This is a genomic window from Rothia mucilaginosa, from assembly GCF_964210535.1.
Taxonomy (GTDB): domain Bacteria; phylum Actinomycetota; class Actinomycetes; order Actinomycetales; family Micrococcaceae; genus Rothia; species Rothia mucilaginosa_F.
Genome location: NZ_CAXOMR010000002.1, coordinates 118,357 through 138,138, shown reverse-complemented (window position 1 = coordinate 138,138; position 19,782 = coordinate 118,357). Strand labels below are relative to the sequence as shown.

General features: G+C 60.8%; 16 protein-coding genes. 2 read left to right on the top strand and 14 right to left on the bottom strand.

Annotated features, from left to right (window positions below; genetic code table 11):
• Positions 1-53 precede the first annotated feature (53 nt).
• The 11 genes from AB8C10_RS01775 to leuS form a co-directional block, all read right to left on the bottom strand.
• Positions 54-2,819 carry a DUF6493 family protein gene (locus AB8C10_RS01775; protein ID WP_368866643.1) on the bottom strand — a complete coding sequence of 922 codons (2,766 nt, stop codon included), beginning with the start codon at positions 2,817-2,819 and terminating at the stop codon, positions 54-56.
• A 69-nt stretch (positions 2,820-2,888) separates the two neighbouring features.
• The gene (locus tag AB8C10_RS01770) at positions 2,889-4,298 is read right to left on the bottom strand and encodes an SWIM zinc finger family protein (RefSeq protein WP_368866642.1); all 1,410 of its coding nucleotides are present in this window, start codon (positions 4,296-4,298) and stop codon (positions 2,889-2,891) included.
• 190 nt (positions 4,299-4,488) lie between these two features.
• A complete protein-coding gene (secG, locus tag AB8C10_RS01765) occupies positions 4,489-4,746 on the bottom strand; it encodes a preprotein translocase subunit SecG (RefSeq protein ID WP_012903590.1) in 258 nt (85 codons plus the stop codon).
• Positions 4,747-4,854: 108 nt separating this feature from the next.
• Positions 4,855-5,319 (bottom strand): hypothetical protein, encoded by a 465-nt coding sequence (locus AB8C10_RS01760; protein WP_049349692.1) that lies wholly within the window; start codon positions 5,317-5,319, stop codon positions 4,855-4,857.
• 226 nt (positions 5,320-5,545) lie between these two features.
• Positions 5,546-6,322, bottom strand: coding sequence for a triose-phosphate isomerase (tpiA, locus tag AB8C10_RS01755; RefSeq protein ID WP_005509126.1), 777 nt, complete (start codon positions 6,320-6,322; stop codon positions 5,546-5,548).
• Between the two features lie 258 nt (positions 6,323-6,580).
• Positions 6,581-7,432: a DUF6318 family protein gene (locus AB8C10_RS01750; protein ID WP_368866641.1), complete on the bottom strand. Its 852-nt coding sequence runs from the start codon at positions 7,430-7,432 to the stop codon at positions 6,581-6,583.
• A 16-nt stretch (positions 7,433-7,448) separates the two neighbouring features.
• A complete protein-coding gene (locus AB8C10_RS01745) occupies positions 7,449-8,039 on the bottom strand; it encodes a DUF6318 family protein (protein ID WP_368866640.1) in 591 nt (196 codons plus the stop codon).
• Positions 8,040-8,458: 419 nt separating this feature from the next.
• Positions 8,459-9,682: a phosphoglycerate kinase gene (locus AB8C10_RS01740; protein ID WP_070830725.1), complete on the bottom strand. Its 1,224-nt coding sequence runs from the start codon at positions 9,680-9,682 to the stop codon at positions 8,459-8,461.
• 345 nt (positions 9,683-10,027) lie between these two features.
• The gene (gene gap, locus AB8C10_RS01735) at positions 10,028-11,032 is read right to left on the bottom strand and encodes a type I glyceraldehyde-3-phosphate dehydrogenase (protein ID WP_005506148.1); all 1,005 of its coding nucleotides are present in this window, start codon (positions 11,030-11,032) and stop codon (positions 10,028-10,030) included.
• Between the two features lie 581 nt (positions 11,033-11,613).
• Complete coding sequence (locus AB8C10_RS01730; RefSeq protein ID WP_368866639.1) at positions 11,614-12,672, bottom strand: DegV family protein; 1,059 nt, start codon at positions 12,670-12,672, stop codon at positions 11,614-11,616.
• Positions 12,673-12,866: 194 nt separating this feature from the next.
• Positions 12,867-15,368: a leucine--tRNA ligase gene (leuS, locus tag AB8C10_RS01725; protein WP_439958516.1), complete on the bottom strand. Its 2,502-nt coding sequence runs from the start codon at positions 15,366-15,368 to the stop codon at positions 12,867-12,869.
• Between the two features lie 216 nt (positions 15,369-15,584).
• Here leuS and AB8C10_RS01720 point away from each other — a divergent pair, with 216 nt between their 5' ends.
• Together AB8C10_RS01720 and AB8C10_RS01715 are read left to right on the top strand one after the other, a co-directional pair.
• Complete coding sequence (locus AB8C10_RS01720; RefSeq protein WP_368866637.1) at positions 15,585-16,628, top strand: alpha/beta fold hydrolase; 1,044 nt, start codon at positions 15,585-15,587, stop codon at positions 16,626-16,628.
• Between the two features lie 23 nt (positions 16,629-16,651).
• On the top strand, positions 16,652-17,779 hold the full coding sequence (locus AB8C10_RS01715) for a glycosyltransferase family 4 protein (RefSeq protein WP_368866636.1): 1,128 nt from the start codon (positions 16,652-16,654) through the stop codon (positions 17,777-17,779).
• A 280-nt stretch (positions 17,780-18,059) separates the two neighbouring features.
• On the opposite strand, the gene AB8C10_RS01710 is transcribed toward AB8C10_RS01715, so the two are convergent.
• From AB8C10_RS01710 to AB8C10_RS01700, 3 genes are all read right to left on the bottom strand, one after another.
• On the bottom strand, positions 18,060-18,302 hold the full coding sequence (locus AB8C10_RS01710) for a DNA mismatch repair protein (RefSeq protein ID WP_368866635.1): 243 nt from the start codon (positions 18,300-18,302) through the stop codon (positions 18,060-18,062).
• A gap of 362 nt (positions 18,303-18,664) precedes the next feature.
• Positions 18,665-18,916, bottom strand: coding sequence for a DNA mismatch repair protein (locus AB8C10_RS01705; protein ID WP_368866634.1), 252 nt, complete (start codon positions 18,914-18,916; stop codon positions 18,665-18,667).
• A gap of 230 nt (positions 18,917-19,146) precedes the next feature.
• Positions 19,147-19,758, bottom strand: a complete 612-nt coding sequence (locus tag AB8C10_RS01700) for a hypothetical protein (protein ID WP_368866633.1) — start codon at positions 19,756-19,758, stop codon at positions 19,147-19,149.
• Between the last annotated feature and the right edge of the window lie 24 nt (positions 19,759-19,782).

Genomic DNA, 19,782 nt, shown 5'->3' with positions numbered 1-19,782 from the left:
TGAATGGTTGTGAAGAGTTGAACGGAAACGTTGAACGGGTGCGGGCGGGGCGGTTAGCCTTGCACCTGGTTGAGGATATTCCGGGCGTACCGCGCCTTCTGCGAAGAACCGGTCAGCGTACCCAACCAGGCACGCAGCGGCTCATCCACGAGCTCCGCACGGGTGGCGGGGTCGAGAGTCGCCAATGCCTGGCTGAAGGCGCCCAGCAGCTTACCGAGCGAGTTCGCCCCGGTATCCAGGTGCGGTATGAGGCGCGCGAAGAAGCGCACCGCCGCCCGCGCATCCAGCTGGGCGAAGTCGGTGAGGGCGAGCGCCCAACGGTTCAGCATTGCCAGCGGCACAAAGTTCACGAAACCGGTGGTGGCGTCCTCAAGGCTGAGCTGATCGTCCAGCACGCGGTGCATGATTTCCACGGCGAGGGAACGAATCTCAACGCGCTGTTCCGAGAAGCCCGCGGCAAACACGAAGGCGCATGCAGGACCCCACGCGCCGGGGTGCACCGCCAACGCCAAATACAGGCTCCGGTCGAAGGCGCTGTGATCCAAGATGTACCAGTTGCTGCTAGCGCAGTAGTACGCCAGCGGTTCTGCCCGCGAGGGGTAGAGCAGGGCGTACTGTCCTTCTTCGTCATGGTGGGCGGTGGCGAGGCCGCGGAAAGCGTTCAGCTCGGGGGTGGAAGCACCGTGCGCCACTCCGTTCAGCTGAAGGCCCCAGCTGGTTTCCCTCTGGGCTACCGTGATGGATTCTAGGTAGGGGTTGATGCGCCCGGTGGCGAGGGTGCCGTCAAGGGCGGAGCGGAGCACGCGAATCTGGGTAGGAGCAGAGCGCGGAGCGTCCTCCTGAGCGTTCTTCACGTATTGCTCTTCGAGGCTTTCAAGCAGGGTCAGCGCCTCAGCGCGGCGGCGCTGTGCGTCCTGTCGCTGCTCGTCGGTAGCGTACGGAGGCAACACCTCGGGCACACGCACACGCAGTAGCGCCGCCGTGAAATCCTGGCGTAGGATGGGGGCTCCATCAGCCAGGTTCTTGGCGTACCGGCGCACCAGGGTATCCGGATGCACCCACCCGCCGAACAGTTCGGGGGTGGCGAGCGGCGTGTAGCTCTGCCTGCTCTGCAGCACGCCGAGGGAATCCTTGAAGCCGGTGCTGAAGAACGTGGCGTGGCGGGAGTACATGGTGTGCAGGTTCGGCACCGTACCGGGGTCTTCCTTCGGAGTCATCTCCGACGCCTTCGGGCGCTCACGCAGCTTCCCCGCGGCGGCAAGAACCGTCAAGTGCGCGCGCATGTCGAACCATGTCAAACCCCAGTGGTTCAGCTTTTTCAGGCAGATAGGAACAAGCTGTTCGAGCAGTTTGGGGCTCTGCGCGGTGCCGTCGGCGCTGAGCAGGTAGGCGGTGAGCAGTTCCAGCTCCAGCTCGCATCCGGCGTGCGTTTCGGGAAGTTCCGCTTCATTGAGCGTATTGGGGGTGGCGCAGGGCGCGACCTGATGGTGCAGGAGTGCACGGGCGCGTTCTTGCACGTCGGATGCGGTCACGGGGCGCACGGGGGTGTCCCAGTACCGGTGGATTACGGCGCGGGAGGCGGCGAGCGCCTCCGCGGCGGCGGCCTCAATGTCAGCAGCTTCAGTGAGGGCTGCGTCTTCCGTGCCGCTCCCCCGGCTATTCTCCGGGCTGTACCCATCTTCGAGGAGCGGCGAGCCCTGAATCTGAGCCACAACGAGCGGATCCAGCTGGGAGCGGTAGTCGCGGTAGAGTTCGCGGGCACGCTCAGCGAACACAACAGCGTCGGCGCTCGCATTGTCTGCGGCACCCGCTTGCACCCATTCTTCAAGGTGTTTGAGGGCGGCTGCCTGCACCTGCGCGTGGGTGTGGCTGAGTGCCATAACTACCGCATCTTCGCAGGCGGCAGCGTCGAGGGTGCCCGCACGGTACAGCGCCTGGAGCATGGTTAGGATTTTGAGTGCGTTTGCCTTGGTTCCGGCGCATACGGCGGGTGCCGCGTGGGCGAAAGCGGCGGCATCCAGCGCCTGCGGGTTTTTGGTCCAGAGACGGTGAATATGCTGCACGCCGAGGGTCACGCTCGGGCCGATGGGCGAGGAGAAAAGCGTCAGAAATTCGCTCTGACGTGCCGCGATTTCTTCGGCGGTGAGTTTGAGCCCGGTGACCAGGCGCGAGAACCAACCCACCCGGTACGCCGGAAAATCGCTCATGAGGGAGCTCAGGAGCGCATCAATCAGGCGGTCACGGCTGATTAGCCCGGTTTCGGTGGCTTCGATGAGGGCGCAGGACCAGCCGGGGTTATTCTCCTTCTGCCCGGGCTTGTAGGAGTCGCGCTGGGTGAGGGATACGTCCCGGTTGCCTTCGACGGCGAGCATGCCCCAGATGAGTTCTTCGCGGAGCTGCTCGTCCTCGCGCAGCAGCGGAAGAATCAGCTCGGACTCGCAGTTGATGAGGGCGGTGTAGTATTCCTCATTGTGTTCGAGGCGCGCCCTGCCATAGAGCTCAGCTAGGCGCATGGCAACACTTCCGGTGAACCAGCCGAACTCTGCGTAGGCTTTAACGCGGTCCTGCGTGACGGTTCCGGGCGTGTTTTTACCGAGCTGGGAGCCGTAGGGGGTGGTGGTGATGTCGAAGTACTGCCAGCGGCGGTAAATCTGCTCGAGGGTGCCACCAACCGCCAGAATGTTGGCGAGGTTGCGGTTGAAGTGCATGATGTCGCTCCAGGTTTTCTGTTGCCTGCGGAGCGGGTGGATGACTTCGCCGGGGAGCGGCTCGGTGATGACCCCTTCGGGGAAGGTGTGCGTTTCGGGTCGTGCGTTCATGGTGGTCTTTCGGGTGGAAGCTGAGGCGAGCTTTTGGGGCGTCGTCTTTTAGTGCGGTGCGTGGTGTGTCTAGCCGGCGGCGTGTGCTCGGTAAAGAATACTGACCGCCAGCGCGTGCTTGCAGGGGCCTCGCGTACCGCGGTACTTCAACCACCAGGGGCAGGAGCAGAGGTACCCCTCCACAGCGTACGGGTCGGCGGGCAGCACCACGGTGTACGTGTTCGCGCCACTGCGCACACTGTACTCACCGGTGCCGTGCTCCCCTGCCCCGACCCGCTCAATAGCGCCGGAGTCGGCAAGCTTTTTCGCGCCGACTAGGCGCGGGTGCATGGCGGTCAGCGCCTCCGGATGCACGGGCAGCGGGCGGTGGAAATACTCGCCAGCATGCGCGTCAAAACCAACCTGACCGGAGGAAGCCAGCAGGGCGAGAGCGTCGCGGGTTGCCGCCTCATCCAGGCCGGCACGGGCAGACATGACGGGCACGTCAATGCGCGGCTCGAAGGAAAGCAGTACGCTGAGCATGTCAGCGTTCTGGGCGGTGTTCGGGTTAGACAGCGCCTGCAGCACGGATCCCTCACCGGAGAACCCGCGTGACTTTTCGGGGCTCAAACCAATGCTCAGGCGTGCGCCGGGCAGGTGCGCCACCCACACGCTGGGCACGGGCGCGTTACCGGCGCTCACGGGCTCACTGTACGCGTCCAGGCGCTGAATGTGGCGGATGAGCGGCTCAAGCACGCGCAGACGCTCGGGGCCCGCCACGCATACGGATCCGGCGGTGGCGCGGGTGGCGAGGCGCAGGGACCGCACGGCACGGGTTGCCCACAGGACCGCCTTGGTGCTGGAGTTGCGCGGCAGGGAGTGGATGAAGGTTCGGGCGGCGGCAGCGTCCAGGCTGTGCACGGGGCTCATGCGGGATGAGAGCATCTGCGTTTCTGCAAAGCCTTTGAGCCAGCGGATGGGTAGCGGCACTTTTTCTTCCATGACGGAGCCGTCAAGGGTGGTGGTGAGTAGCCCGTCGTCGCCGACGTTCAGGTGGATGGGCTCCCCTGCCCTGAGGGAGGCGAGCGCGGCGCGCAGGGGCGGGTTGACGTCTACGTTGGTGACGCCTACGGCACTGTGGCTGGCGTCAAGTGCGCTGGAGTCAACGTCAAGGCGCGCATACACTCCGCAGCAGGCGCTGAACGATTCGAAGCGCAGGCCTTCGGCGGTGCTGGTGACGACGGGGTCTGCGGCGCGTAGGGCTCCGGCGAGGGAGCTGGGCGGCACGTAGAAGCGGGTGCGGGCGACCCTGGCGACGACCAGTAATGCGGTGGCGTAGACGTCTGCTCGTTCGAGGAACCCGGAGAAGAAGTACGGGTGGGAGGCGGCACCTTCAGGGGTGCTGCCGCCGCTGGTGGCGAGGCTGAGCGCGCGGGAGTCGGCGCCGTCGATGAGGGCTGACGGGGCGGTGTACGTGTAGTCGAGGGTGTAGGCGCTCATGGCTTCTTTGCCTTTCGTATGTGGTGTATATGTCCTATCATGCCGTAAAGATTCGCGCCCCGCTACCGCTTTCGTCATTGCCGTTTGGTGCATAAAAAATCCCCGGCATTCTCGGTTGAGAAGTGCCGGGGAGAAGCTCTATTGGCTCACCCTCGGTGGGGTGGGCGTGGGCTCTGATGAGAGGCTCTGACTAGACCACAATCTGGCCGTTGAAGCGCAGGGCCAGGCCGTACAGGACCACTGCGATAACCCAGATGACGATTACGGTCACGGTCAGGCGAATCAGGTTCTTCGACGCCATACCGGAGGAGTTCAGGGAGTTGGTCATACCGCCACCGAACATGTCGGAGAGGCCGCCGCCCTGACCGCGGTTGAGCAGCACAAGCATCACTGCGATCACGCTGGTGATGGCAATGATGACCATGAGTACGTTCATGATGACGTCCATGGGGACCTTCCTTCGTTGTCTTCTGGTGGGGTGCCTGGGCTGCGGGGCGCAGACAGACGGGTTTAACTATACGCTACAGCCGCCATTCGGTCACGTTGAGGCGGCTTTTTACGCGGCGCGGTTGGTGCGGCGCTGGTACTCGCTGGGGGTCAGCTGCAGGGCCGCGGGCCGGTCGGTGAGCACGCGCTGGGCGGTGAGCTCATCGCCCTCAGTGTCGTAGGCGCGCACGTACCCGCCGTCGATGAGGTAGTAGGTGAACTGCTGCGCGGCTGCCCAGTAGGCGCCTCCTCCGGCGTAGAAGCCCTGGTCAACCCAGTCGCGCAGGGTGAGGGTCACGGGGATTTCCGGTGAGGAGGTACGGCTGTAGAGCTGGTCGAGGAATGCTTCTCGGCGGCTCTCGAAGTACTGGTATTCGGGCGAGGGTTCCTGGTATTCTGCGCCGCCTGCGTAGCCGATGTTGCCGCCGTCATTGCCGGGTAGGCGCGGGGCACTCACTTTGCGGTTGCGCAGGTAGCTGTAGAGGATCATGCCGACGAGGGCTGCGACGACCAGAGAAAAACCAAAGCTGAACATGCCGTTAAGTGTACGGGGCGAACCGCGGGGTCGGCGTATTCTGGGCGGGTTTTGCGGTTAGGGGCGAACGCGCCCGGCTCTTACACCTGAGTCATACACCAGCCTTCCTACGCTCGTCTCTTGCCCCCCGCCGCTAACTCGGTGGCGGTTTAATGGTTCAGCGCCCGGTCGGGTGGGTACCCGCCAGGCGCTGTAACGCTATGAGACGCTATGGTGCGTCAGGGTTTTATGCGTCGAAGCGTGCGATTGCTGCGAACTCGTCAGCCTGCAGGGATGCGCCGCCGACGAGCACGCCGTCCACGTCTTCCTTGCCCATGATGGAGGGTGCGGAGGAGGACTTGACGGAGCCACCGTAGAGAACGCGGACCTTCTCTGCAACGTCTGCGGAGTAGAGCTTAGCGATTTCTGCGCGGATTGCTGCGGACATTTCCTGTGCGTCGTCTGCGGTTGCGACCTTGCCGGTGCCGATTGCCCAGACGGGCTCGTATGCGATGACGAGGGTTTCTGCCTGCTCTGCGGTCAGACCTGCGATGGAGCCGCGCAGCTGCTCGAGGGTGTACTCGACGTGGGTGCCTGCTTCGCGGATTTCGAGGGGCTCACCGACGCAGAGGACGGGGGTCAGGCCGTGCTTGTATGCTGCCTGGACCTTTGCTGCGCACAGCTCGTCGCTTTCGTGGTGGTAGGTGCGGCGCTCGGAGTGGCCGACGAGCACGAAGGTTGCGCCGAGCTTGGAGAGGAATGCGCCGGAGATTTCGCCGGTGTATGCGCCGGAGTCGTGGACGGAGAGGTCCTGGCCGCCGTAGAGGATGTCCAGCTTGTCGCCTTCGACGAGGGTCTGCACGGAGCGGATGTCGGTGAAGGGCGGGAAGACGGCTACTTCGGTTGCGGAGAAGTTGAAGTTTGCGTCGTCGAGGGTCCATGCGAGCTTCTGGACGAGGGTGACTGCCTCTGCGTGGTTGAGGTTCATCTTCCAGTTGCCTGCGATGAGGGGCTTACGCGACATAGTTCGCTCCTTAGCTTTCCCGTACGGTACGCCGTGCGGGGTTGTTGTTCGGAATTTTCCTTTTCTATTTTAGAGGGTTGGCGGCATATTTTCACCGGTTCGGCGCGGTTTTATGCTTCACGTTGACTATTCTCACCCCGCGCTCATTGGTTTCTTTCGGCCCTTGCCATTTTGCGGGTTCTGTAGCCATTTAAACGGGTGCAGGGGAAGCCTCATATCGACTTCCCCTGCGGATGCGCTTCCTCGGTTTGTTGGAAGCTACAGCTGCCCGAATCCTTGCGGGTAGATCGGCTCGTAGGTGTTGCGGATGCTGTAGCCGTCGCGGTCAGCCACAATCACCCACTGCCCGCGCAGATGCTCCACAGCCAGCGAGAAACGCCCCAGGTACCTCAAATATTTGTGAATATCCTGCTTCTCGCCCGTCTCCTTAACATAAAACGCGAGGTTCGTAGCCTTATTCGTGTACAGGGTGCTCACCAGGATATTTCGGCTCGTATTTTTAGGTTTCTCACCCGCAATAAGATCATCAACAACGTTGGCGCTCAGCACGTTCTTGTCAGCCGAAATAACCCATCCGCGCTTCTCCCTGTACAGGCGAAGAATTTCGGGGTGTAGCACCTTTTCCGGGTCCGTGACCTTAGAAAGAGGCTCCGTATCGCCCGTGTGGTAGAAGTAATTCATCGACGCGAAGTAGTACGCCAAGAACGCGTACAGGCCAGCGCGGTCGTAGTTATCCATTCCGGGCTGTTGAATAGGGTACGGCACGTTCTGCGCCGCCTGCGCCTCAGTGGCAGGAATGAAACGGCCCTTACGTTCGAACGCTGTGTAAACCAACGGCCCGGATGAGGGCCCCAAGCTGCGGAGCTCATCGTACTTTTCCGTAGGTTCCAGTCGCACAAATTCCTGGTCACGCTTCTTATCGGTTTGGGGTTCCGAACCCGTCCCACTGAGTAGTTTGGTACCCCAGCCAAACGCTACCGCGACGAGGGCGGCGCCAGCGAACACGCCAGCCCGTATAAACTTGGCGCGAGTAATCACAGACCTCATGAGCGCTCGTTGCTCGTTGTATCCGGGCCCGCCGTATCCGGGTCCGCCAAAGTTATTCGTCATGTTGCTCTCCCCTCCCCTAGCTCAAACTATTTTCTGGGATGAATTGGACGGGCCTCCACTCATTCGTGAATTGTGTGCGTAGAGTCCCGTGTATTGCGCCGTCACGGATGAGGCCGCGCGTATCAAAATCGGTGATGGGGTACACCTGGTTCGTGTCTTTGCGGTACACCTGAACTTCGGGCAGGATATCGAACCGCACGTTCCATTCCACAATTTTTAGCGTCTCGTCGATGAGGCGCGGCTGCCCCTCCAGAAGGTTCATGGTCAGAATCTGGGGGTTAGGGGTAATGACCCAGCCTTTACCTTCTTCGTAGAGGTCCTGAATGGCGGGGAAGAACATTTCTTCGCTGATATTGTCCATCCGCAGAATTGCAGGTTCCGAGGCGAGAATCATGTAGTTCTGGCAGGCGTAGTAGTAGCCCAGGTAGGGGCGCAGGTTTGATGCAGCGTAGCGGTTCGGCGTGTACCTTACCCCGGGTGCGGGCGCCGAGTAGGCGGGGTGATCCCGGTTTGCGGGCGTGTAGGGTCCAATCACGCCATCGGCAACGTACGGGTATGTTCCGGTGTAGTCTTTTTCGTCAAAAAGCGCTTGAGCGTTTACGGTCATTCTTTCCCTCCCTGGATTCCATGTTCACTAGTTGCCGTTTTCACGAGCTGCCGAGGCGGTTCTGGGCTGCTCGGGGCGGCTGGGCTCAGCACCTGGGCGTCTTCGCCCGCCTGTATTTGCTTGTTTGTAGAGGTGCGTGCGCTCCCCCGCAACCGTCTTGAGATTGCAGGTTTGGAATCCTCTACATTTCCAGTCTAGTAAAGCCACTCCTCAGCCTCCCCGGCACAAGCCGCATACCCAGGGAACCCACAGCATATAGCCAGGAAACAGAGCCAACACCCCCGCACGTGCAGGATGGACCGGGCATGAGCGGGCGTGCAGAAACCCCCGCCAGAACGGTACCGAAGTACCGCCCCAGCGGGGGTTTCTTACGCTAAAACTCTGCGCTACTGTACGTAGTCAGATGAGGCGCGCCCAGATTAGGCGCCCAGTGCCTCCAGGCCGGGCAGGGTCTTACCCTCAATGTACTCGAGGGAAGCGCCACCACCGGTGGAGATGTGGCCGAACTGCTCATCCTTGAAGCCCAGGTTACGGACTGCAGATGCGGAGTCGCCACCACCAATGATGGAGAATGCGTCAGAGTCGACGATAGCCTGTGCTACCGCGCGGGTACCCTCAGCGAAGGGAGCAATCTCGAACACGCCAACGGGGCCGTTCCAGAAGATGGTCTTTGCGCCCTTGATCTTCTCAGCGAAAATCTCAGCGGTCTTGGGGCCAATGTCCAGGCCCTCTGCCTCTGCGCCCAGCTTGCCGCCGGTCAGGTCCTCAATCGGGCGGATCTCGGTGTTAGCGTCAGCGGAGAATGCGTCAGCCCAGACAACGTCCACTGCGGTGATGATCTCGGTGCCCTTCTCGGGAGCTTCCTTCAGGTAACGCAGAACGTTGTCGACCTGGTCCTTCTCCAGCAGCGACTGGCCAACCTCGTAGCCCTGTGCGTATGCGAAGGTGTAGCCCATACCGCCACCAATGAGGATGGTGTCAGCCTTACCGATCAGGTTGTCAATCACGGCGAGCTTATCGGAAACCTTAGCGCCACCCATGACCACAACGAAAGGACGCTCGGGGTCGTTCAGGGTCTTAGCCAGAACGTCAACTTCCTTCTTCACCAGGTCACCCAGGTATGCGGGCAGACGCTTAGCAACGTCGTAGACGGAAGCGTGCTTGCGGTGAACTGCACCGAATGCGTCGTTCACGTATGCGCCGTTCTCGCCGGTCAGTGCGACCAGCTCGTCAGCGAATTCGCCGCGCTCTGCGTCATCCTTGGAGGTCTCGCGTGCGTCGTAGCGGACGTTCTCAACAACCAGAACTTCGCCGTCAGCCAGGGCTGCTGCCTTAGCCTTTGCGTCCTCGCCTACCAGGTCGGTTGCAACCTTCACGGGCACGGATGCCAGCTCAGCCAGGCGTGCAGCTGCCGGTGCGATGGAGTACTGGGGGTCGACCTTGCCCTTGGGGCGGCCCAGGTGTGCGGTCACGATAACGCGTGCGCCAGCCTTGGCAAGCTTCTCAATGACGGGCAGGGATGCGCGGACGCGGCCGTCGTCGGTGACAACGCCGTCCTTCAGGGGTACGTTCAGGTCGGAACGGACGAGAACGTGGCGGCCTGCGACGCCTTCTTCGAGCAGTTCGGACAGTGCCTTAGCCATAGGAATTCCTCCTGGATAGGTGGGTTTATATACCGTTTCCATCATACCGAACATTAGGGTGATTGACAGCCTAAAAAATAGCTTTTATATGGTGTTTTTCCGCAGAATATCGCGGATATTCGCACTCTCTATCAGCTATCTTCTTACGGTATTTTTGACCCAAAAAGGGCGACGGAAAACAGTATGTTTATACGTTTTTAGGGGTTTTATTCAAGGCCCTTACACATGGGTCTTGGTACAGCAAACCCCGACTCCCCCGCTTGATGCGGTGGTGCCGGGGTTCACTATGCGTTAGTTACGCTGGGTGACGCTTACACTCGGTTAGCGTCGTAAGCCTATTGGGGCTTAGAGGGATGCCACAACCTTGTTGGTGAACATCACGAGGCGTGCAACGTAGCCGTACTCGTTGTCGTACCAAGCGATAACCTTCACCTGGTCGCCGATGACCTTGGTCAGCGGTGCGTCGAAGACGGTGGAGATGGGCTCACCCTCGATGTCCTTGGACACGATGGGATCCTCGTTGTACTTGATGATGCCCTTCATGGGGCCCTCAGCTGCTGCCTTGACTGCTGCGTTGACTTCCTCAACGGTGACCTCGCGCTCAGCGGTGAAGGTCAGGTCGGTGATGGAGCCGGTGATGGTGGGAACGCGGACTGCGAAGCCGTCCAGCTTACCCTTCAGCTCGGGCAGAACCAGGCCAACAGCTGCTGCTGCACCGGTGGAGGTGGGGACCATGTTCACAGCTGCTGCGCGTGCACGGCGCAGGTCGCGGTGAGGAGCATCCTGCAGACGCTGGTCAGCGGTGTATGCGTGGATGGTGGTCATCAGACCCTGCTTGATGCCGAATGCATCGTTCAGAACCTTAGCCATCGGAGCGAGGCAGTTGGTGGTGCAGGATGCGTTGGAGACGATGTGGTGGTTAGCTGCATCGTACTGGTCGTCGTTCACACCCATGACGAAGGTGCCGTCAATGTTCTTACCGGGAGCGGAGAGGATAACCTTCTTAGCGCCAGCCTCGATGTGAGCCTTTGCCTTGCTGCCTTCGGTGAAGAAACCGGTGGACTCGAGGACTACGTCAACGCCCAGGTCCTTCCAGGGGAGGTTCTGGGGGTCGCGCTCAGCGAGGATCTTGATTTCCTTGCCGTCAACAACCAGTGCGCCTTCCTTGACCTCGACCTCTGCGTTGAAGCGACCCATGATGGAGTCGTACTTGAGCAGGTGTGCCAGGGTCTCAACATCGGTGAGGTCGTTGATTGCGACGATCTCGAAGCCGACGCCTTCGGTCTGAGCTGCGCGGAAGAAGGTGCGGCCGATGCGGCCGAAGCCGTTGATTGCTACGCGTACAGTCACTGGAGTATCTCCTTGTCAGTGCGTTGGTGGCGGTGTACAAATCCGATGCCTTGTGGGCTCTGGTTTAGTCGGATTCGTCCGTGCTCTATGTTGCCCGGTGCGTTCCGCCGTTGTTGGTAATAATCCTACCCTAGTTTGTGTGTGTTTTGGTGTGTTCTATCGAGAAATTTTTGTGAGTTGTGCCATAAAAACCGGCAAAAACCCGTTGTTTTCTGTTGGTTTGCGTTGTGTTCACCCTTAGAAAATGTTGCGATACGGTTACGGCAACATAAACACACATGAAACGCACATTTGCTAAAAACCGCGCCATATCAAGGCAAAATGTGAGGGTAAAAAATACCCTTTCACTTGCGAATGGCTTTCAAAGAGGCCCCTCGAACTCACGGGCAGTGCAATTTCTCACGCGAAAACAGACGACCCCAACGTAAGACACACCACAGCCCAAAACGGGTTAAAAACACCCCCGGCACACAGTTTTCGTGTCGCAATTCGTGTCGCCCGCGGCGCGGGGACATGTTACACGGGACGAACTTTGGGCACACCGGGTAGGCGGCTAGTACAGGATCCTATAAACAACCAGCCTAATAAACAACCAGCGCCACAGCACCCAAGCCCGAATGAGCCGACAGCACTGGCGGGAGCGCGCTCACCAAAAACTCCGATGCCGAAGAAGCGACAGAATCATGACCCAGGGAGCTCTCCCCCAGCATCTGCTGAACCTGCTCATACAGCTGCACCGCCTGCGCCGCATTACCCACATGATGCACCGCAACCACCTCACCGCGCGGGGTTGCACTAAGAGAAGAGTTAGCGGGGTCGGCGGCAGTAGAGCCCACGGAAGCAGAGTTGAGCGCCGCCGCATGCCGATGCTCGCGGCAGGCCTGCACCGTCACCTCCACCAGACGCTCCAGGGCGCGCGCCGCCGTGCGGGGGCGCTCCACATACGCCAGCTTGCCCTCGGTGATCGTGCCAATCGGCTTGATCTGGAACATCTGACCCACCATCGCCAACGCCGGAGACACACGACCGCCGCGGCGCAGAGCATCCAGGGTCGGAATATAGAAGTAGAGCGTGGACTGCTCGCAGACGGACTGAATGTAGTCCACCAGCTGCGCGGGGCCAGGGTACTCAAAACTCAGCTGTTCAGGGCTCGAAGTAGAGCCAGCGGATGCAGAGTTCAGCACCTCCAGAGCGCGCACCACCGCGTGACCGTAGGCGCCAGCGACCGTGCGGCTATCCACCACGCTTACGCCCTCGGAACCCAGGCGGCTCAGGCGGGCGCCGGTGCGCGCCGCCTCCACCGTGCCCGAAAGCTCACCGGAGAGGTGCACAGAGATTACGTGCGTAAAGCCGCGCGACGCCAGCTCGTCGTACACATCAGCAAACACACCCGGTGCGGGCCCGGAGGTGCTCACCGTCTGACCCATCACGTGCGCCAGCATAATAGCCTCGTCTACCTCGGCGGCAGTCAAGCCCTGCAACTGGCGGTCCGGTTGACCGGGCGTGCGAATAGTCACCGGCATCGGAACCAGCACAAAATTACCGCGAGCGCTCAGACGCTGCACCAGCTCCGGGTCGAGGGCGGCAGCACTATCGGTCACCACGGCAATGCGGTTCTCTGCGTTGTTCTCTCGCTCCATATTCCGACCCTTCTTCCGGTTCGTCAGTGCCTGATTCGATGACGAACCCTCTCCTAGCGTTCCCTGAACATTATGGCACTCATCACTACCGCAGTACAGCAAAGCCCCGCCGCGCCTCCGGCACGTTCCATAGAACGAACCGAAGCCACAGCGGGGCTTGTACTTTATCTAAGAAACTTCTTTATCTAAGAAGCTTAGATCACGATGTTCACGAGCTTAGGCGCACGCACAATCACCTTGCGGATCTCGGCGTCACCAATCGAACGCTGAACAGCGGCATCCGCCAGAGCCAGCTCCTGAAGCTCCTGCTCGGAAATGTCCTTCGCAACCTCCAGGCGAGCCTTGACCTTGCCCTTAATCTGCACGATAGCGGTGACGGTGTCATCCACCAGCAGAGCCGGGTCAACCTCGGGGAAGCCCGCAGTCAGAACCGGGGTGTCGTGGCCGAGAGCGTGCCACATGTCCTCAGCAGTGTAGGGTGCATACAGAGACAGCAGAATCGCGATGGTCTCAGCAGCCTTGCGGACAGCCGGGTCAGCCGCGCCAGCGCCGGAGTCAATAGCCTTACGGGTAGCGTTCACAAGCTCCATGGTCTTCGCAACAACCACGTTGAACTTGCCGTTATCCAGCAGGCCCTGAACCTCGTGCACGGTGCGAGCAATCAGCTTCTGCAGCTCCAGGTCACCGGTGGTTGCGTCAACGCCGGGTTCGCTGGTGACGTCCTGAGCCACACGCCATGCGCGAGCCAGGAACTTCTGCGAACCGGCCGGGGAAACATCCGCCCAGTCCACGTCATCCTCGGGCGGAGAAGCGAAAATCATGGTGGTGCGGATAGCGTCCACACCGAACTTGTCGAGCTGCTCGCCCAGGTTCACGCCGTTACCCAGCGACTTGGACATCGCCTTACCACCGTTGAGCACCTGACCCTGGTTCATGAGCGCCTTGAACGGCTCATCGTGCTTAATCAGGCCCAGGTCGCGAACAACCTTGGTGAAGAAGCGTGCGTACAGCAGGTGCAGAATAGCGTGCTCAACACCGCCCACGTACATGTCGACGGCACCCCACTCGCTCATAGCCTGCGGGTCGAAAGGAGCCTTGTCGTAGTTCGGGGAAACGTAACGCAGGAAGTACCAGGAGGAATCCACGAAGGTGTCCATGGTGTCCGAGTCACGACGAGCCTGCTTGCCACACTCGGGGCAGGGCACGATAGCCCAGTCATCGGCAGCTGCGAGAGGCGACTGGCCCTTAGGAGCCAGCTGCTCACCGCGCAGGTTATCGGGCAGCAGCACCGGCAACTGATCCTCGGGGACCAGAACCTCGCCACAATCCTCACAGTGAATCACCGGGATGGGGGTACCCCAGAAACGCTGGCGGGACAGCAGCCAGTCACGCAGACGGTAAATGACCTTGCCCTCACCGGTGCCGGCAGCCTCAACCAGCTCAATAGCCTTAGCAATCGCCTCAGCCTTCGGCAGGCCGGTCAGCTCACCGGAGTTGATGAGCACGCCGTCACCAGCTGCAGCAACACCGCTGGTTGCAGGATCCTCAGCGCCCTCAACGTCCAGGACCTTCACGATGGGCAGGTCGAACTTCAGGGCGAACTCGAGGTCGCGCTGGTCGTGCGCGGGCACAGCCATAATCGCGCCGGTACCGTAATCGGCGAGCACGTAGTCAGAAGCCCAGACGGGCAGCTTCGCGCCGGTCAGCGGGTTAATCGCGTAGCGGCCGGTGAACACGCCGGTCTTCTCACGGTCGGAGGACTGGCGGTCAATATCGCTCAGTGCCTTAATGTCTTCGCGGTACTGCTCCAGGGCAGCCTTGTGCTCGGGTGCCACAATCTGCTCGGCGAACGCCGCATCCGCAGCAACCACGATGAAGGTTGCGCCGTACAGGGTGTCCGGGCGGGTGGTGAACACGGTGAAAGACTCAGCAGCCTGATCCTCGGTCGCCTCAATCTCGAAGCGCACCTCAGCACCCTCGGAGCGACCAATCCAGTTGCGCTGCATGAGCAGAACACGGTCAGGCCACTTGCCCTCCAGCTGCTCCATGTCATCCAGCAGCTGCTGTGCGTAGTCGGTGATCTTGAAGTACCACTGGTTCAGCGACTTCTTAGTCACGGTGGTACCGCAACGCTCACACGCACCGTTCACAACCTGCTCGTTCGCGAGCACGGTCTGGTCCTTGGGGCACCAGTTGACCATGGAGTCCTTACGGTACGCCAGGCCCTTCTTGTAGAACTGCTCGAACAGCCACTGAGTCCACTTGTAGTACTCGGGGTCCGAGGTGTGCAGGCGGCGGCTCCAGTCAACGGCAATAGCGTAACGCTTGAAGGACTCAGCCTGAGTGTCAATGTTCTTGTACGTCCACTCCTTGGGGTGAGTGTCGTTCTTAATGGCTGCGTTCTCAGCGGGCAGGCCGAAGGAGTCCCAGCCAATCGGGTGCAGAACATCGTAGCCGCACTGCTTGAAGTAGCGGGCGTTCATGTCACCAATAGCGAATGCCTCCGCGTGACCCATGTGAAGGTCACCGGAGGGGTACGGGAACATATCCAGCACATACTTGCGGCCCTTGGGGGCGTCACCGGTGGGCTGGAAAACCTTCGTTTCGTCCCAGTAGGGGCGCCACTTGGCTTCCATAGCGCGGAAGTCGTACGCATTTTCGTTGCGTTCGGTCTCTACCTGAGCAGACACAGCGATTCCTTAAATAAAGACAGGTTGATAAAAACTTAACCCTCCAAGTGTAACGCGAAACCCGCACCGCGCCAGAGTTGAGGCCGCCCCGACTACCAAATGGACGGCACCACCCATCCGGCTGTCGATGCGGGAGGCGGGTTTCAGAGCCCTTTCAGGCTTCTCCCCTAGAATTAAGAACGGGACGTTGCCGCCCCAGTGCCCAACCCGCGAAAGGTACCCATGACCTCCACCGTTACCCCGGACTCCCCCAACACCTCAGTTCTTGAGGGTGTGCCCGGCCCGCTCATTTCCGGCACCCGCCACGACGCCCTCATCGGTGACGGCGCGCAAGCGGTCATGACCCGCTACTGGCAGTACGGCAAAGGCATGAACGACGGCACCTTCCCCGAAGGCTCCTACCCCGTGCTACTCGTGCACGGCTTCCGCGGCGACCACCACGGCCTGGAAATCATCGCGAACTACCTGCTGAAGCTCATCCCGAACGTCAGCATCATCAGCCCCGACCTGCCCGGCTTCGGCCGCTCCGGCGACCTGCCCGAAAATACCCCGGGGGAAAATAACCAGGGCGAAGACAACATCAACGCGTACGTGGCGTGGCTGAACGACTTTGTGAAGCACACCAACCCCGCCCGTGAGGATGCGCAACCCCTACCGCTGCACGTGGTCGGCCACTCCTTCGGCTCCATCGTCACCAGCGCCTTCGCCGCCGCACACCCGAACTCGCTCGCACTACTCTCGCTCATCAACCCCATCAGCGAGCCCGCCCTCGAAGGTAGCCAGCGCGTCGCCTCCCGACTCGCCTCCCTCTACTACCGCGCCGGCGCGGCACTCCCCGAAAAAATCGGCTACCCGCTGCTGCGTTCGCAGCTGATTACCCGCGCCTCCAGCGAAGTCATGATGCGCACCAAAGACAAGGCAATGCGCCGCTTCATCAACGGCCAGCACGCCGCCTACTTCGGCTCCTTCGGCTCCCGCCGCGGAGTGCTCAGCGCCTACGAAGCGTCCATTACGCACACCGCCGCCGAATACGCCGCCGCAATCCAGGTACCGGTGCAGATGCTCGTCGCCGAAGACGACGACCTGGGCACCCCCGAAACGGCACGCGCCATGTACGCGACGCTGACCTCCCGCGACCTGCCCAACGACTCCTCAACCGGCGCCCGCGAGCGCCTGGACATGATCCCCGAAGTCGGGCACCTCATCCACTATGAAACCCCTCGCCTCGCCGCGGAACTCATCGCCGATTTTGCCGCCGAGCACTAAGGGAACGAACAGAAGGAACCAACATGAAACTCATGGTTGACGCCCGATACACCCGTATCGGCTTCCACGACGGCATCAGCCGCTACACCGCGTCCCTGTTGGGCGCGCTCAAAACCCTCATCGACACCGGTGACGAAGCTGCCGCCGACCTCGACCTCACCATGATTATTAGCGACGAGCGTCAGCTGGAGATGCTGCCCGATTTGCCGCACGTGAAAATCTGCTCGCCCACCGGCCCGCTCGAACCGACCGCCTCACTGCAGCTGAACAAGTACGCGCCGGACGTGGTGTTCTCCCCCATGCAGACCATCGGCTCCACCGGACGCAAATTCAAGCTAATCCTCACCCTGCACGACCTGATCTACTACTCGCACCCGACCCCGCCCGGGTTCCTGCCCGCACCGGTGCGCGTGGGCTGGCGACTCTTCCACAAGACCTACACCCCGCAGCGCTTCCTACTCAATCACGGCGACGCGGTCGTGACGGTTTCTGAGTCGACCGCCTCGCTGATTCGTGAGCACGAGCTGACCACCAAGCCGCTGTTCGTGGTGCCCAACGCCCCGCAGCCCGGAAGCGTGGTCTCCCGCCAGACCGCGCTGGAACGCGCCACCACCCGCGAGGAGCAGCCCGTTAAGCACCTGGTGTACATGGGTTCGTTCATGCCGTACAAGAACGTAGAAACTCTACTGTTGGCGATGCGTTCTCTACCGGATTACCGCCTGCACCTGCTGTCGAAGATGCCGCCGCAGCGCCTGGTGCAGCTCACCGACGAACGCCTCATCGGTGAGAACGTGGAGGTGCACAATGGTGTGAGCGACGAGGAGTACCAGCAGCTGCTCCGCCAGGCGCACGCCCTGGTGACTGCCTCCCGCGAGGAGGGTTACGGCCTACCCGTGGTCGAGGCTCAGGCGGCAGGTTGCCCGGCGGTGATTAGTGACATCCCGATTTTCCGTGAGATAGCGCCGCACGCCGTGTTCGCGCCGGTTGACGGTGCCCCGGAGGCGCACGCCGCCGACTGGGTCAAGGCAATCCGCTCCCTGGAGGACACCGCCGTTCGCGAGCGCGTCATCATTGATGGCCTGTCGGATGTGCGCCGCTACTCCTGGCGCGACTCGGCACTCAAGCTGCTGGAGGTCGTGCGCGGGCTCTAAAGTCTGCGTGGTTTCTAGGGCTTGCGCGGCTTATACGACGCGCTGCTAGATACAGAAATGCCGCCGCACTCCCCCGAAGCTCGGGAGGGTGCGGCGGCATTCTCGTATTTGGTTTGTGGTTGCCGGTAGGTGCGTGCGGCTTGCGGCAATGATGTACAGCGGCGGTTCGCTACACATTTCCTCCGCGCCTACGCAGGGAACCCGCCCTCGCAGAGCTCGGGCACCCTGAGGGCGCATCCGGAAGGTGCAGCCTCACCGCATTACACCGGAGCAGGAAACCTTACACGTACGCGCCGCGCGCCGCTTCCTTCGCAGCCAGCTCATCCGCATGACCATACGCGTAGAAAATCTTCGCATCATCCAGCTCAGCAAAACGAGCCAGATAACGGCACACCGCGCCACGCTGAGCCTTCGTCATCGAGGACAGCAGAACAGCATCCGGGTGAGTAATGCCGTTGTCGCGGGCCGGTGCCGAATCGCCAAACTCGGGCTCGTAATCAGAGGTGATATTGGTGAAACTCATCGGTGAGTACCTTTCCTTAGGGCGTTTCTTAGTGGAGCGCCGCAACAACGCAGACGCAACCGGAGGCAACACCGCGAAAAGAACCTACGGAGAACACCAGAAGTCTCTTCGCAGAAGTGGTTGTGATACCTCTAAAGTACCCAAGAGCTAACCAATGTTCAAGAACCATCAGGGAACGACCCCATAGTGGACACATACCCGGTTGTCAGGAAGAAATCAGGGGCTTCATGGCGGCATATGACCGCCGGGGTCCCAGCCGAGCTCAACCAGACTGAAAGCCAGTCCAAAATCCACCCCGAAAAACAGAAATGCTGCCGCACTCGTAAAGAGTGCAGCAGCATTTCAAAAGCTAATAATGCAGGCTACGCCATAGTTGCGTAGAGACCGCGTTCAGCATCCTTACGAGCAAGCTCGTAGGCGTGACCGTACGCGTAGAAAATCTTTGCGTCATCCAGCTCCGCGAAACGAGCCAGGTAGCGGTAAACAGCTCCTCGTTCCGCAACGGTCATATCGGCAAGCAAAACGGGGTCAGGGTGCATGACGCCGTTATTGTGTACAGAAGCAGACCCGCCGCATGCAGGTTCGTATGCGGGGGTGATCATAGTCTGAGTCACCAGTATTCATCTTTCGTTGGTGCGCACGGTTGTGAGGCATGCGCGAAGTTGAGTGATAGATACCGCTGATACCCTCTCGACAAGCGCCGAAATAGTATCCGCAGTGCTGAATATTTTACCGTGGATACGGCGACTACGCCAATTAGGATTAGCCAAACCCCAGCAAATCTTAGGTGCACACGAATGCATAAAAATTCTGGGGTGCCCTCCCACAGCACCACCTAAGCGCCCTAAACTACAGCGCTCTGTCCTGCTTTACTCTCCTGTTTTTTCTCCCCTGCGGGGTTATGTTCCTCTACATCCTCAGCGTCTTCATCCTCACCGTCAAAGCCCAGAAGAGCCGTCACCATCGGTAGCGGGTTGAACTCACTCAGCCGGCCCGTACGGTCAACCTTGCGCATCATGAACGCACGTTGCAAGCGCCGCTGAGTCCACGGCGAAAGCACCATCATCAGCAGCGCCTCCACCACAAAAATGCCGACCAGAATCCACAACAGCAGATCCGAAGAACCCGCCTGCTCACGCAGATGCTGAGCCTCCGCCGCCAAACGATCGAAGCCCTCCGAACGCAGGTGCGAAGCATCAAGCCACGTCAACGCCGATGCACCCGCCGGCGACGCCACATTCAACAGCACCGACAGCATCAGCAGAAGCACCGCATACAGCCCGTAATGCACGGTGCGCATCAGCTTCTTCACCCGCGCAAAACCACGGTTCAGTTCCGTACCAATATCGGTGAAAGCCGCCGCCTTCTGCGCCTGCTCCCCCGCCGGCATCATGTGCGGCACCAGGCGGTGCGAAAGCATCAACGGCACCGGCGAGCACGCGTCAAAATACTGCATGTGACTATTCACCGACGGGCCCGG